Origin of the sequence: Microbacterium sp. Ag1 (assembly GCF_001005635.1) — a bacterium.
Taxonomy (GTDB): Bacteria; Actinomycetota; Actinomycetes; order Actinomycetales; family Microbacteriaceae; genus Microbacterium; species Microbacterium oxydans.
Genome location: NZ_LBCR01000029.1, coordinates 121,257 through 135,166 on the forward strand (window position 1 = coordinate 121,257; position 13,910 = coordinate 135,166).

Here is a 13,910-nt window from a genome sequence, read left to right on the forward strand (position 1 = left end):
ATCCGTCGTCGTGTCAGTCGGTGCCGGAGTCGAAGGCTGCGCCCTCGGAGGCCGAGTCGACGGCGTCGGCCAACGTCTCGTCGGCTTCGGAGATCGAGCCGTGCACCGACTCGGTGATCTCGCTCGACTCGCCGGCGGTCACACGGCCGACGAGCTCGCCGGTCGCACCACCCACGAGGCCGAGGCCCGCGTACTGCTCGAGGCGTGCGCGCGAGTCAGCGATGTCGAGGTTGCGCATGGTCAGCTGGCCGATACGGTCGACCGGTCCGAAGGCTGCATCGCCGACACGCTCCATCGACAGCTTCTCGGGGCCGTACGAGAGGTTCGGCGAGACGGTGTCGAGGATGGTCCAGTCGTCGCCGCGGCGGAGGCGGATCGTGACGGTGCCCGAGATCGTGAGGCCGACCCAGCGCTGGATCGACTCGCGCAGCATGAGCGACTGCGGCTCGAGCCAGCGGCCCTCGTACATGAGGCGACCGAGGCGGCGACCCTGCTCGTGGTACGTGGCGAGGGTGTCTTCGTTGAGGATGCCGTTGACCAGGCGCTCGTAGGCGATGAACAGCAGCGACATGGCGGGTGCCTCGTAGATGCCGCGCGACTTCGCCTCGATGATGCGGTTCTCGATCTGGTCGCTCATGCCGAGGCCGTGGCGTCCGCCGATCGTGTTCGCCTCCATGACCAGGGCGACCGGGTCGGAGTATTCCACGCCGTTGATCGCGACCGGGCGTCCCGCCTCGAACGTGACGGTGACGTCTTCGGTCTCGATCGCGACCGAGGGGTCCCAGAACTTCACACCCATGATCGGGTCGACGGTCTCGAGCGAGACATCGAGGTGCTCGAGCGTCTTCGCCTCGTGCGTCGCCCCCCAGATGTTGGCGTCGGTGGAGTACGCCTTCTCGGCGGAGTCGCGGTACGGGAAGTCGCGGGCGACGAGCCAGTCGCTCATCTCCTTGCGCCCCCCGAGCTCGGTGACGAAGTCGGCGTCGAGCCACGGCTTGTAGATGCGCAGGCGCGGGTTGGCGAGCAGGCCGTAGCGGTAGAACCGCTCGATGTCGTTGCCCTTGTAGGTGGAGCCGTCGCCCCAGATGTCGACGCCGTCCTCCTTCATGGCGCGCACCAGCATGGTGCCGGTGACGGCGCGTCCGAGAGGCGTCGTGTTGAAGTAGGTCTTACCGCCGGAGCGGATGTGGAACGCGCCGCAGGAGAGGGCGACGAAGCCCTCTTCGACCAGGGCGGTCTTGCAGTCGATCAGGCGCGACGCCTCGGCGCCGTACTCCAGCGCGCGGCCCGGGATCGAGGCGATGTCGTCCTCGTCGTACTGACCGAGGTCGCCGGTGTAGGTGAAGGGCACGGCGCCCTTCTCGCGCATCCACGCGACGGCGACGGAGGTGTCGAGTCCTCCGGAGAAGGCGATGCCGACGCGCTCGCCGACGGGCAGGGACTGGAGGACCTTGGACATGGCCCCCAGTCTATCCGCGGCGGCGTGTCGCCCCGTCTCGCCTCATACGAGGTTGACCACGACGCCGAGCGCCGCGTATGTGCCCATTGCGCGACGGTCGCAGGTGACGAGAGGGAGCCCCGCATCGCGTGCGGCGAGGCCGACGAGCCCGTCGTAGACGGATCCTCCGGCGATGCCTGCCGTGGCGAACGTCGTGACAGCGGCCTGCGCAGAGGCCGCGGAGAGGGACGCGAGAACGGGGAACGATCGCTCGATGATCTCGCGCGCACGACCGGGGCTGACCCGTGCTTCGCCGGGTAGACGCGTGAGCACCGAATAGGTCTCGAAGGCTGCGTGCCCGGCGAGACCGATCACGCGGCCGCGTACGAGTTCGAGTACTCGTTCATGTGCCGGATTCCCTTCGTGGACCAGCGCTATCGCGGCGCTGGTGTCGAAAAGGAGGTCAGCGCTGGTCGGCAAGGCGGAGCTCCCGAATGTCGTCGACGGTGAGCGTCGGTCCGCCCGTGATGACGAGTCGTCCGTCCTTCTCCACGAGATTGTCGGGGGTCTCGATCTCGATTCGGATGGCGTTGCCGTCGAGGACGAGGTCGACCGGACCGGGGATCAATCCGACCCGCTCGCGGAGCGCGGCGGGGATGACGATGCGTCCTGCCTTATCCATGGTCGCCTTCATGCCATGAGATTACCATTTGAATGGTCGATGCGGCTTGTCGATGTCGACGACGAGTCCAGGGACTCCGCTAACGTGCTGCCATACGGAAAGCACTGTCGCGCCCCTGGTGGTTCATCGCGATAGGGGGCGGCATACTCCTCGCTGTTCTCTCCTTCGTGGCGCTTCAGGCGTTTCGTGGGTCGACGCTCACGCGACAGGATATGGATGCGAACCTCGTGTTCCCCGCGTCGTATGACGGCTTCGAAGATGCTTCGCAAGACGCGGGATTCACTCTCGAGGAGGACGGGACAGCCGAGGTGTCAGCGCTCATGCTCGGCTCCGAGGAGCGGAAGCTCGACGATGGGCGCGCGTGTCTCGACGGCGACGTGAGCCCTGTGACGGGGAGCGCGACCTGGAGGACGGATGACGCGGGATGGGTCGTGATCGAGGTGGGCGAACGGCAGACCCGGCTCCGCCAGGATGATCCGTTGCTCATGGGCTGGGGGTGGGGCAAGGTGTACGTCCTGACCCCCTGCACCCAGGACTACACAGCGACATTCGTCACACCGGACGTCTACCCCGACTGAGCGGAATCCTCGTGGCGTGCGGTGCGCAGCGGCGAGAACAGGACGATCATCGCCGCCACGAGGAAGACGACCACGCTGACCGCGATCGTCACGCGATAGCCGTACGCCGTCGCCAGACCGCCGGCGATCAGGGCCCCGACGAGGAAGGTGACGCGGTTCACGGTGCGAATCGATGCGTTCAGCCGTCCCTGCATCTGGTCGGGGGCGACCGCCTGGCGGTATCCCATCTCGTTCGGATCCTCCACCCCCATCCCGAGGCCGAACAGGAATTGCCCCACGCCCAGGGGGAAGGCGAGGACGAGGAGCGTCGTGTTCTCGGCGTGCGGGATGACGAGAACCGTCGTCCACGCGAGTGCCGAGAGCAGGCGCCCCGCGAGGACCGCGCCGCCGACTCCGAACCGGCGACCCGCCGTGGGGGCGAGGAGTGCCCCGATCAGGCCGCCGAGCCCACCCATCGCGAGCACGACGCCGAATAGCAGTGCGCCGACGCCGAGCTCTCGCAGCGCGTACGGCGCGAATGCCGTCAGCGCGATGCTGTTGCCCAGGAACCAGACGTTCACCGACACGGCCATGGGCGCAAGCGTTCGGTGGGAGTAGGTCCAGCGCAGGCCTTCCATGATGTCGTGCCCTAGGTGCCGGCCGTCGGTGCGGCGTGACGCTTTCACCTCCTCGACACGGATGCGGCTCAGGAGAACGGCGTTGACGACGTACGCGACGGCATCGATCAGGATGGCGAACGGTGCCCCCAGCCAGCCGACGAGTGCGCCGCCGAAGGCCTGCCCCGTCGTCTGGGCGACGGTGCCTGCTTGACCGAGTCTCGCGTTCGCCGCCAACAGCTGATCGCGGCGGACGAGGCGGGGCAGCATCGGCTGCGCAGCGGAATCGGCGATGAGCGTGAGCGCGCCGTAGAGCAGGAGCAGGGCGCCGAACGACCACACGGACAGAGTCCCCGTGAACCACAGCACCGGCACGAGACCCAGCGTGAGCGCGCGGCCGATGCTCGCGATGACCATGGCGGGCTTGCGCCGCCAGCGGTCCATCAGGGCGCCGACGATGAGCCCGAACAGCAGGTACGGCACGACGTTCGCGGCGTTGAGCAGACCGATCTCGAACGCAGAGGCCCCCAGTGTCGTGACGATCAGGACCTGGAAGGCGACGGCGGTCACGGAGCCGGTGAACGCGCCGAGCGTCGACGACGACCAGAAGAGGGCGAACGCCGGAACGCGCAGCACCTCGGTCGGTCTGTCGTGCATCTCCGCCTCGCTCCCGTTCCCGTCATCCTATGCATCGGCGGTGCGCGCGCCATGCGAAAACGGAGGAGCATCGCCCGCGACACGGTGTGTCATGGTGCGGCTCGCCGCGGCACGCGCGACACGTCTCCGTTTTCGCCGAGGCTGGGCCGGCGGAGGCGCGATGAAGTGGGAGAGTAGGCGCACGGAGGTCGGACATGGGCGCAGCAATCCTGTGGGGCGCGGTGGCAGCAGCACCGCTGTTCGTCGGTGCAGTGCTCGCACTGCTGCGTACGTGGCCGCCGAAGTGGCTCGGCATCGTGTTGGGCTTCGGCGCCGGCGCTCTCATGGCATCGATCGCCTTCGAGCTGTGGGAGGAAGGGCTCGACCTCGCCGGTCCCATCCCCCTCGTGGTGGGTGTCGCGGCGGGAGCGATCAGCTACTACATCGCCGACCGCATCCTCGATGCCCGAGCGGCGAAGACCAAGGAGCAGGCTGGCGGAGGACAGCTCGCGGTGGGCGCCCTGCTCGACGGCATCCCGGAGCAGCTCGTGCTCGGCATCGGACTCGCATCCGGTGAACCGGTCAGCATCGCGCTCGTGGTCGCCATCCTGGTCTCGAACCTGCCGGAGTCGATCGGCTCGGCTGCCGACCTGCTCGAAGGCGGCATGGCGAAGTCGCGGGTGCTGCTGCTGTGGGCGGGCGTGGCCGTGGTCTGCGCGCTCGCGACCGTCGCGGGGTTCGGCCTCGCGAGCATCACGGGCGACGACTTCCGCTCGGCGGCGAGCGGTTTCGCAGCCGGGGCGCTGCTGGTGATGCTGGTCGACTCGATGGTCCCCGAGGCGCAGTCCAAGGCCAAGGAATCCACGGGACTCGCGACCGTGCTGGGCTTCGCGCTCGCCGCGGGGCTGGCGCTCGCTTCCTGATCACGCGTTCGGCAGGAGGGCGTCACAGCGGTCGGCTCAGATCTTCCCCCGCGTGGATTCGCGGCGCACGCTGCGTCCGGCGATGCTCTCGATCTGGAGGGCGAGGGGAAGATCGCGATCCTCTCCCGCCCACGGATTGACGCGCGCGGCGACGCCGGCGACGTCGTCGTCCGCCACCCGAGACAGCGTGCCGTGCACCAGCACGCTCCATGCCGTGCTGCCGAGCGGGTCGTGGTAGTCCACCTCGAACGCGGCCGGCGTGGCGGCTTCTCGCGTGAGATCGGCGAGGACGCCCTCGGGCGATGTGCGCAGCACCAGATCGCGCCCTGACAGCGCGAAGTTCACCGGATAGATCTGCACCCGCTCCTCGTGGACGAAGCCGATCCTCCCGATCGTGGTCGTGGTCAGCAGCTCATAGGCCTGCTGTTCGTCGAGTACTCGAATCATGCGTGCACTCCTTCCCTGTGGCGCCAGGCTAGCCAGGGCGTCGATGCCCTTCAAGGGAGTCCTCACCCTCGGCGCAGGAGAACCCGCCACTCGGCGGACGCACGGCGCAGGATCGGCCTCGGCTGGCGGGTTACCCTCGGGTACGGTGTGCACGAGGCTGGCGGGAAGCCGCTGCGATGGCGGCCGAGGACAAAGGAGTTCTGATGACCGACACGACCCTGGCGCGACCGCCGTTCGATCCCGAGCTCGAGGCCGCTCTCGCCCTCGTCGCCGACCAGCTGCCGCCGACCCTGACGGCAGAGATGATCCCGCTGCTGCGCCAGTCGCCGGTGAGCGGGGAGGACGAGATCTTCGCCGTGCTCGCCGACCGCGGCTTCACCCGACGGGACGTCTCGATCGCGGGTCATGGTGGCGACGAGATCGTCGTCTCCGTGATCGAGAAGGAGGGCAGGACCGGCACCGGCCCCGGCTTCTTCCACACGCACGGCGGCGGCATGATCATCGGCAACCGCTGGCTCGGCGTGGCCGGCTTCCTCGACTGGGCGGAGCGCTTCAACGGCGTGATCGTCACCGTCGAGTATCGGCTCGCCCCCGAGTTCCCGGATCCGTACCCGGTGGAGGACTGCTACGCGGGCCTGCTGTGGACCGCGGAGCACGCCGAGGAGCTCGGCATCGACCTCTCCCGGCTGTTGATCGGCGGAGGCAGTGCCGGGGGTGGGCTGGCCGCGGGCACCGCCCTGCTCGCCCGCGATCGGAAGGGCCCCGAACTGATCGGCCAGCTGCTCATCTACCCGATGCTCGACGACCGAGACGAGTCCGTGTCGACGCACCAGATCGACGGGATCGGCGTCTGGGACCGCGGCTCGAACGTGACGGGGTGGACCGCGCTCCTGGGCGACCGCGTCGGGACGGACGACGTCTCCGTGTACGCCGCCCCCGCACGAGCGACCGACCTGAGTGGGTTGCCGCCCGCCTTCATCGACTGCGGCAGCGCGGAGGTGTTCCGCGACGAGGACGTCGCCTACGCCACGAAGCTCTGGGAGGCCGGGGTGCAGGCGGAACTGCACGTCTGGGCAGGGGGGTTCCACGGCTTCGACATGTTCGCTCCGCACACGGCGGTCGCGCAGGCCATGCTCGCCGCCCGCGACGACTGGGTGAACCGGCTGCTCTCCTGAGCCCGCGTCGACCGGAAGAGGGAACTCCCACCCCATAGGGTGGAATCCCCGTGCGATGGAGCCCGACATGCAAGATCTGCTGGGGCGTCTCACCGCCCTCGACCCGGATGCGAGCGAGACGCTCAAGGTCGTCACCTACTTCGACGCCCTCGTCGCCCGCTCCGTGGGAGTCGAGAGCATGCTGCGAGGTGCGGCGGTGCTGAGCGGCGCGACCGTCGGACAGCGTGACGGCAGACAGATCATGCGTGTGCGGGCCGACGGGGTGCGCATCGATCCCGTCGAGCCGTCTCACTCCTGGCCGGTACGGGAGAGCGGACCGGATGCGGTCGCCTGGATCGAGCGCGAAGGCGATGCGCACACGAACGACGCGATGATCCTGGAACGGCTCAGTCTCGCCCTCGGGATCATCAGGGCGCGCCGATCGGTCGGCCCCGAGAGCGCGGTCGAACTCGCCATCAGCTCCTATGCCGGTGCGGAGGAGAGGGCAGCGGCACTGCCTCGACTCCGCATCGCTGCGGACTCCCTGCGGCTCGTCGCCTCTCCTCCCGACCCCGCTCCGCTGCCGGTGCATCCCTCGGCTGTCGTCGCCACCCGGCACGGCCTGACGCGAGCGACGATCCTCGACGCCGAGATGCAGCCCGTCGATGCCTGGCCGCACCGTGTCGACCTGCGGTTGGGGCTCGGCATCGTCGGCCCGGCGGAGGGTCTTCCCGCGTCGTGGGCGTCGGCGCTCGTGGCCGTGCGACTGACCAGCCCGGAGGAGCCGGTGGTCGATGCCGCCGACCTCGGTGGTCTGCTGCTCGTCGCCGAGGCTGCGGGGCGGGGGCCCCTCCACCCTGATGCGGCGGCACTCGCGGCACTCGATGAGCGCAGTCGGGAGCTTCTCGACGCCGTCAGCGAGGAACGGAGCGTGCGCGCCGCAGCCGCGCGGCTCGGGCGGCACCACTCCAGCGTGCAGGAACGCCTGAGCGTGCTCGTCGATGCGCTCGGGTATGACCCGCGCACGTCCCGCGGCCACGCCAGGTACGTGGTGGCGCGGATGCTCTTGACCCTCGGCTTCTGAACGGCCGTCGAGCGCTTCACTCGAAGCCGGGGTAGTCCTTCAGCTTCTCCTGGAACTCGGCACGATCCGCCTCGCTGAGCACCCCGCTCGCGATCGCCGTCAGCTGCAGCCCTTCCAGCGGCTCGCCGGTGCGCGCGTTCTGCGCCTCCCGTGCGGTGCGGAAGCCGCCGTCCGAATCGTTCGAGAGGTCATTGATCGTGGCGTAGAAGCGGAGAGGGTCGGGGAAGTTCTCGGTGTAGTACTCCCACGTGGTCTGCGTGCGCGGGTCGTCGCTGCCGTACAGCTTCGCGATCATCGCGGGGTCGATGCCCGACACCGCGGGATCATTGAACGAGTACAGGTCCCACAGCCCGTGGTCGACGACCACCTCGCTGATCACGGCCATCACGGCGCGCTTTCGGTCGTAGCCCTGGACAGGCTCGTTGGTCGCCCAGGCGGCGGAGGTGAACTCGACCAGCATCGACTCCCCGCCGTAGCCGTTGCGCTCCGGGCGCAGGTCTTCATCGCCCACCCGCGTCCAGGTGAAGCCGAACTCGTCGGTGAGTCGCGCCCGGATGTCGGCGAACAGCGTCTCGGTCTGCGCTCGTACCTCGTCGAGCGACTGCTGAGACAACGCCTTCTGCGGATCGGTGCCCTTGATCCCGGGATAGGCTTCCGCGTGTCTCTGGGCGGCCGTCTTCGTGCCCTCGTAGTTGCCCGAGGCCGAGGTCTGCAGTGCGCTCATGCCGCCGACCGTCGCGACGTTGAACAGGATCGCGATGACCAGGCCGATCGCCCCGAGCTTCCGTCCGCGCACGGAGAAAAGCGCCGCGATGATCACGCCGGCGACCACGAGCTGCAGTGCGAGCATCGTGACCCCGTAGAGGAGGTCGGTGCCGCCGGCGACGAAGGTGCCGAGCAGGATGAGCGCGAAGAGGATGGATGCGGTGAGGGCGATCCAGCCGAGGGCGTTCGCGGGCTGTTTCGGCTCCTCCGCAGGCATGGAAACCGCCACGGGCGGGGCGGGCGTCGATCCCCAGGCCTCACGACGCGCCCCGCGATACCCCCCGGGCGGAGGAACGGGGGGAGCGCCCTCGGTGCCCGAGAGGTAGCGAGCGCGCTGCCTCTCGTGGTCGCTCACCACGGCTTCTCCGTCCCCGAGCCACCGGGGTCGTCGCCCTGCTGCTGGTCACGCTCCTGCGTGCCCTGCTCGAGCTTGTCCTGGAGGCCCTTCAGCTTGTCCTCGGAGGGCTGCTCCTTCTCGCCGGGCTGTGGCTGCGGTTGGGGCTGCTGCTCCTCCTGCTGCTTCTGCTTCAGCCGGTCCGCCGTGCCGTCGAGGGAGTCGGACATGTCGCGCTGCGGGTCGGGGGACTGCTGCTGTGCCTCGTCGCTGCGGCATTCCTCCGGGGTGTCGGCGGTGATTCCGAGCGCCTCGCCGTAGAGCGCCGTTGCGCCCGTGCCGTCGCCGTCCGCCCGGGCCGCATCGCCCATGCGCTCGATGATCAGCGCGAGGTTGATCCGCACCGCGCACACTTCGAGGCCGGTCGCGAGGTCGAGCGCCTCTTCGAGCTGGACACGGGCTTCGGGGAGTTGCTCGGCCGCACCGAGTGCCGTGCCGATGTTGAAGGGCGCCTTGTACGGCTCGAACCAGTTGAGGAAGTCCTGTCCACGCGCGGAGGCCTCAGCGCCGGCGAAGTCGTCGACGACGTAGGCGGTGATGGCCTGGTGCGCGAAGGCGTACATGCTCAGCAGCTTGCCCACGAAGAGAAGCGCGGCGAGTGTGAGCGGAATCGTCCCGATCGCCACCCAGCGGCGGACGCGGCGACGGTGGCGGTTGGACCGGAGAAGGGCGGCGGCGTCTGAGGACACGGTCACAAGGTTCCCCCCTCTTCGCTTCGAGAGCTCGAAACGTGCCTCGGGGCGCGGAGTCGTCGGAGCCGCGCGATCAGCATCGTGGCACGGGCGAGCTCGACGCCGAGGATGGCGAGGACGACGAGCGCGGCGATCCAGTACAGCTCGATGACGTTGCCGACCTCGCCCGAATCGGCGTAATCGGTCGTGGTGGACGGGGCAGCGGGAAGCACGGGCGCGGTGTCCGCCGTCCGATGCGAGTACTCCACACCGAGGTCATCGGCGATCGTCTCGAGGGTCGACTCGTCGATCACCGAGAGCGCATCGGCGCCCTGGTACTGGATGTAGTCGCCTCCCTGATCCGAGACGCCGCCCGTGGTGATGCGCATCGGCCCGCCCTCGGCTGTGCCGTAGCCGAACACGGCTCCCGAATCGGTGTACTTCTCGCTTGCGCTGAACGACTCCGGCGGCGTGTCGACCGTCTGCTCTCCGTCGCCGAAGTAGAACACCATGCGCGAGCGGTCGGGAGACGACTCGGCCGCCGACGCGAGCGTCTCGGAAAGCAGCGGAGCGGCGATGCCGATCGAGCTTCCGCGTGACTGGCTGGTGACCTCGGGGCGCAGCACCTGCAGCGAACCCAAGAGCGCGGTGGTGTCCGTGGTCAGGGGAACCCGCAGCTGGGCGGCGGCATCCGAGGTGATGAGCGCGAAGCGTGCCCCCGGGTACTCCTCCACGAGCGCGCGCACGTCCTCGCGGATGCCGTCGAGCCGCGGTTCCCCGTCGCCCCAGTCCTCGGCCACGATGCTCGCCGTGGTGTCGACCACCAGCACGATGTCGGTGTCGGTCGCGAGGGTCTGCGTGGCTCCGCCGGGAATGCCGGGACGAAGCAGGAGCGCGACGCAGGCGAGCACCAGCAGCAGCCGCATGGCCCACAGTGCACGATGCCCGGCGAGTGCGCGCCCGTCCGTGATCGGCACGCCGCCCGATTTCGGCGCACGGACAAGCACCCAGACGGCGACGGCGAGGACCGGTGCGCACAGCAGCGCGATCAGCAGTGGGTTGAGCACGGGTTGGAAGATCACAGTCGCACCCTCCACAGCACCATGACGAACCCGAGCACGCTGAGGCAGAGCACCACGATCCACAGGTTCGGGGTGTCGGTCCAGACCACCTGCGCCTCTCCGCGCAGCTCGGTCGCCTCCTGCTCCTGCACCTGGTCCACGATGTCGGAGACGGTGGTCGTGTCGCGCAGCCCGAACGCGGCGCCCCCCGTCGCCTCTGCTGCCGCGCTGAGCTCGGCGCTCACATCGGCGTCCTTGCCCTGGACGGGGTTCAGTGCGAAGACGCGCACGTCCTTCGAGGCGGCGTAGGCGGCGGCTTCCTCCAGCGTCACGATCGAGGCGCCGTTGACCTCGTTGTCGGTGGCGAAGATCACCGAGCGCGAACGCTCATCGTCCGGGTGGTCGAAGCCCATCGCGCACGCCGCGAGGCCGTCGCCGATCAGGGAGGCGCCGTTGCCGTTGAGCGTGCCGATCCAGTGCTCCGGAACCTGGTCGATGAAGTCGAAGCTCTCGGTCATGCTGGCCAGGTGCTCGCGGACGAAGTCGTAGTCGTCGGTGAGGGGGAAGATCTGCACGGGCGAGCTGTTGAAGATCGTCAGGCCGATGCGCTCCCCCTCGAAGCTGTCCAACAGCTCGTCGAAGACGTTCAGCACCTCGACGTCGACCTCGGTCATGGAGCCGGAGACGTCGAGACACAGCATGATGTCGCGGCTCGTGTTGACGGGCTGCACGGTCTGCGCAGACATCGGCCGCGCGGCAACCACCCCCGACACGATCGCGGCTGCCGCGCCGAGCGCGAGGACGCCGGACAGCGCGAGTGCCCGTCGCGTCAGGGCACGGCGGAACGAGGGCAGTGTGCGCAGGCGTTCGGCGCGGGCGACGCGGGCGGCGTCTCCTTCCCCGGCACGCCCCTCCCGTCGGAGTCCGAGGACGAGCCCGATCGCGAGCGCCACCAGCACGACGGCGACCGCGCCCACCAGCATCCAGATGTTCGCTAGTGCCATGTGCGCACCACCGTCCTCGCCGCTTCGGCGCCGGCCACGGGGTCGATCACCGGGCCGGGTCGGAAGATGCTCGGATAGTAGTGCCTGCCCAGCGCGTCGATGAGAGCCGGGTGGACGCCGCGCGCCACCAGGTCGTCGAGTGCGAGCACCGGCGCCTCCAGGCCGCTGTACTCGTTCACGAAGGCGCGCACGACCCTGCTCAACTCGACGTTCGCCTGCCGTGCCGACAGGCGCCGTTCCCGGTAGTCCGTCTCGATCTGCTGGATCCGGGCCAGGTACTCTGTGCGCAGCTGCGACAGCACGTCGATGATGAGCGGAGCCTGCCCGGCATTCGGGTCCGCGGTGGCGAGGGCGCGACGCGGTCGGGTGAGCGCGATCAACAGCCACGCGCCGAGCACCAGCAGCGCGAGGATGCCGATCGCGAGCAGGAGCCACCCCCAGCCGTACTGGGCCGGCGGGTAGAGGTCGTCAGAGCCGGGCATTCGACCTCCGGTTCAGCAACGTCAGCAGCTGGGCGACGGCATGGTCCTGCCCGTCCAGCGTGGAGTGGCTGATCTCCATGCGGGTGAGCAGATCGTCGAGGTGCGCGGCTTCGGCCTCGCGCTGGGCGGTCAGCTCCTGCACGATCTCGCGGTCGCCCTGCACGAAACCCGGCACCTGCCATCGGCTGTCGACGTCCCTGCGGATGCGCGCCGTGGCGTGATCGAGCACGGGCTCGGCATCGCGCAGCGTGAGCCACAGCACGTCGTGCTGCACTCGAAGTCGGCGCAGCATCCGCTCGGTCTCGCTCGTGAGGGGAGCCTCGTCGGTGATCACCACCACGATCATGCGGCGGGCGATCGTGCGTGTGACGAAGGAGAGCAGGGCGTCGCGGTCGCTCGGGGCGCTGCTCTCGTCCACGGCCCTGTCGATCGTGCGCAGCGCGTGTTCGAGAGCGCCCTCGCTGCGTCCCGGTGCGAGGCGGCGCACCTTCGCGGAGTCGCCGTAGACAGTGGTGAAGTCGTCGCCGTGACGCAGCGTCAGCACGCCGAGCACACCCGTCGCGAGGATCGCGAGCTGCTTCTTCGACTGCTCGTCCGCCGCGAGGGCCGACATCGAGCGCCCGGTGTCGACCACGAACAGCACGGTGTGCATGCGGGTGGCGCGCGAGCGCTTCACGAGGGGCGTCCCCAGTCGGGCGGTCGCACGCCAGTCGATGTCGCGCACCTGATCGCCGTACTCGTACTTGCGCAGGTCCTCGAAGTCGAGGCTCCGTCCACGCAGCAACGACGCGTAGGCGCCGTCGAGCGCGTGCAGCGACTTGCGCATCGAATGGATGAAGAGCTTGCTCTTCACCTGCGTGATCAGGCTGGGCATGTGGCGATGAGTCCCGAGGCGCCGGGTCAGGGGGTCGGGACCGAGGCGAAGATCTGGTCGATGATCTCCTCGCTGCGGATGCCCTCGGCGTCGGCCTCGAACGTCAGCAGCACGCGGTGCCGGAGGATCAGGTGCCGCAGTTCGCGGATGTCTTCGGGCAGCACGTGCGCGCGTCCCTTGAGGAGGGCCAGCGCACGGGAGGCCTGCAGGAAGGCGATGCTCGCGCGCGGACTCGCGCCGTACTTGATGAAGCGGGCGCGCTCCTCGCCGATGTACGGCGCGGGATTGCGGGTGACGTAGGCGATCGACACGATGTAGTTGCGGATCGCGGGGTCGACGTAGATGCGGCTCGCGACATCCTGCAGCAGGTGCACGTCGTCGAGGCTGACGGCGCTGGTCACGTGCCGGTCGGGGTCGAGCACGCCGGAGTCGATGCGGCTGAGCACCTCGAGCTCCTCGGTGGGGCTCGGGTACTCGACGATCTCCTTGAGCAGGAAGCGGTCCATCTGCGCCTCGGGCAGCTCATACGTGCCCTCCTGCTCGATCGGGTTCTGCGTCGCGATCACCAGGAACGGCTTGGGCAGGTGGTGGATCTCTCCGCCGATCGTGGTCTGATGCTCCTGCATCGCCTCGAGCATGGCGCTCTGCGTCTTGGCGCTGGAGCGGTTGATCTCGTCGAGCAGCACGAAGTTCGCATGCACGGGGCCGAGCACCGTGCGGAACGAGCCGGTCGCCGCATCGTAGATCTGGTTGCCCGTGATGTCGCTCGGCAGCAGGTCGGGGGTGCACTGGATGCGCTTGAACTGCGCCTTCACGGTGTCGGCGAGGGTGCTCGCCGCGGTGGTCTTGGCGAGTCCCGGCACGCTCTCGAGCAGAATGTGGCCGCCGGCGATGAGGGCGACGAGCAGGCTGGTGCGCAGACGGTCCTGGCCGACCATCTTCGCGGAGTACGAGGTCGAGATGACTCGCAGCACCTCGGAGGCCCTGGCCATCTCGGCGTCCGTGGGCGCGGTGTTGGTGGGTGCGGTGTTGGTGGGCGCGGCGGGAGCTGTCGGCGGGTGCGTCTGCGCGGGGCCGGGCGGAGGCGGCGGTGCGGCGATCGTCCGCAGGTCCGGTGTGGA

General features: G+C 69.1%; 16 protein-coding genes. 4 read left to right on the plus strand and 12 right to left on the minus strand.

Annotation, left to right across the window (positions count from 1 at the left end):
- Window positions 1–13 precede the first annotated feature (13 nt).
- The 3 genes from argG to AAY78_RS09460 are packed head-to-tail and all read right to left on the minus strand — an operon-like array spanning window position 14 to window position 2,132.
- Entirely contained in the window at window positions 14–1,459 is a 1,446-nt protein-coding gene (argG, locus tag AAY78_RS09450) for an argininosuccinate synthase (RefSeq protein ID WP_021200085.1), read from the minus strand.
- 42 nt (window positions 1,460–1,501) lie between these two features.
- A complete protein-coding gene (locus AAY78_RS09455; protein ID WP_046748046.1) occupies window positions 1,502–1,918 on the minus strand; it encodes a type II toxin-antitoxin system VapC family toxin in 417 nt (138 codons plus the stop codon).
- Complete coding sequence (locus AAY78_RS09460) at window positions 1,902–2,132, minus strand: AbrB/MazE/SpoVT family DNA-binding domain-containing protein (protein WP_231589691.1); 231 nt, start codon at window positions 2,130–2,132, stop codon at window positions 1,902–1,904. The genes AAY78_RS09455 and AAY78_RS09460 overlap by 17 nt, the downstream gene beginning before the upstream one ends.
- A 200-nt stretch (window positions 2,133–2,332) precedes the next feature.
- Between AAY78_RS09460 and AAY78_RS09465 the strand changes: the two genes are divergently transcribed.
- Window positions 2,333–2,698, plus strand: coding sequence for a hypothetical protein (locus tag AAY78_RS09465; protein WP_046748047.1), 366 nt, complete (start codon window positions 2,333–2,335; stop codon window positions 2,696–2,698).
- Here AAY78_RS09465 and AAY78_RS09470 read toward each other — a convergent pair.
- Complete coding sequence (locus AAY78_RS09470; protein WP_046748048.1) at window positions 2,686–3,951, minus strand: MFS transporter; 1,266 nt, start codon at window positions 3,949–3,951, stop codon at window positions 2,686–2,688. The two genes, AAY78_RS09465 and AAY78_RS09470, sit on opposite strands and share 13 nt — an antisense overlap.
- Window positions 3,952–4,145: 194 nt before the next feature.
- Between AAY78_RS09470 and AAY78_RS09475 the strand changes: the two genes are divergently transcribed.
- Complete coding sequence (locus AAY78_RS09475) at window positions 4,146–4,853, plus strand: ZIP family metal transporter (RefSeq protein WP_046748049.1); 708 nt, start codon at window positions 4,146–4,148, stop codon at window positions 4,851–4,853.
- A 36-nt stretch (window positions 4,854–4,889) separates the two neighbouring features.
- On the opposite strand, the gene AAY78_RS09480 is transcribed toward AAY78_RS09475, so the two are convergent.
- The gene (locus AAY78_RS09480; protein WP_046748050.1) at window positions 4,890–5,300 is read right to left on the minus strand and encodes a pyridoxamine 5'-phosphate oxidase family protein; all 411 of its coding nucleotides are present in this window, start codon (window positions 5,298–5,300) and stop codon (window positions 4,890–4,892) included.
- Between the two features lie 203 nt (window positions 5,301–5,503).
- Here AAY78_RS09480 and AAY78_RS09485 point away from each other — a divergent pair, with 203 nt between their 5' ends.
- The gene (locus AAY78_RS09485; protein WP_046748190.1) at window positions 5,504–6,475 is read left to right on the plus strand and encodes an alpha/beta hydrolase; all 972 of its coding nucleotides are present in this window, start codon (window positions 5,504–5,506) and stop codon (window positions 6,473–6,475) included.
- A 67-nt stretch (window positions 6,476–6,542) separates the two neighbouring features.
- A complete protein-coding gene (locus AAY78_RS09490; RefSeq protein WP_231589692.1) occupies window positions 6,543–7,538 on the plus strand; it encodes a hypothetical protein in 996 nt (331 codons plus the stop codon).
- A 16-nt stretch (window positions 7,539–7,554) separates the two neighbouring features.
- On the opposite strand, the gene AAY78_RS09495 is transcribed toward AAY78_RS09490, so the two are convergent.
- From AAY78_RS09495 to AAY78_RS09525, 7 genes are all read right to left on the minus strand, one after another.
- Entirely contained in the window at window positions 7,555–8,520 is a 966-nt protein-coding gene (locus AAY78_RS09495; RefSeq protein WP_231589693.1) for a hypothetical protein, read from the minus strand.
- A gap of 134 nt (window positions 8,521–8,654) precedes the next feature.
- A complete protein-coding gene (locus tag AAY78_RS09500) occupies window positions 8,655–9,386 on the minus strand; it encodes a hypothetical protein (RefSeq protein ID WP_231589694.1) in 732 nt (243 codons plus the stop codon).
- Between the two features lie 2 nt (window positions 9,387–9,388).
- Complete coding sequence (locus tag AAY78_RS09505; RefSeq protein ID WP_046748054.1) at window positions 9,389–10,450, minus strand: VWA domain-containing protein; 1,062 nt, start codon at window positions 10,448–10,450, stop codon at window positions 9,389–9,391.
- On the minus strand, window positions 10,447–11,433 hold the full coding sequence (locus tag AAY78_RS09510) for a VWA domain-containing protein (RefSeq protein ID WP_231589695.1): 987 nt from the start codon (window positions 11,431–11,433) through the stop codon (window positions 10,447–10,449). The genes AAY78_RS09505 and AAY78_RS09510 overlap by 4 nt, the downstream gene beginning before the upstream one ends.
- A complete protein-coding gene (locus tag AAY78_RS09515; protein ID WP_046748055.1) occupies window positions 11,424–11,915 on the minus strand; it encodes a hypothetical protein in 492 nt (163 codons plus the stop codon). Before AAY78_RS09515 ends, AAY78_RS09510 begins: the two co-directional genes overlap by 10 nt.
- Entirely contained in the window at window positions 11,902–12,789 is an 888-nt protein-coding gene (locus tag AAY78_RS09520) for a DUF58 domain-containing protein (protein ID WP_046748056.1), read from the minus strand. Before AAY78_RS09520 ends, AAY78_RS09515 begins: the two co-directional genes overlap by 14 nt.
- A gap of 26 nt (window positions 12,790–12,815) precedes the next feature.
- Entirely contained in the window at window positions 12,816–13,781 is a 966-nt protein-coding gene (locus tag AAY78_RS09525; RefSeq protein WP_046748192.1) for an AAA family ATPase, read from the minus strand.
- Window positions 13,782–13,910 lie beyond the last annotated feature (129 nt).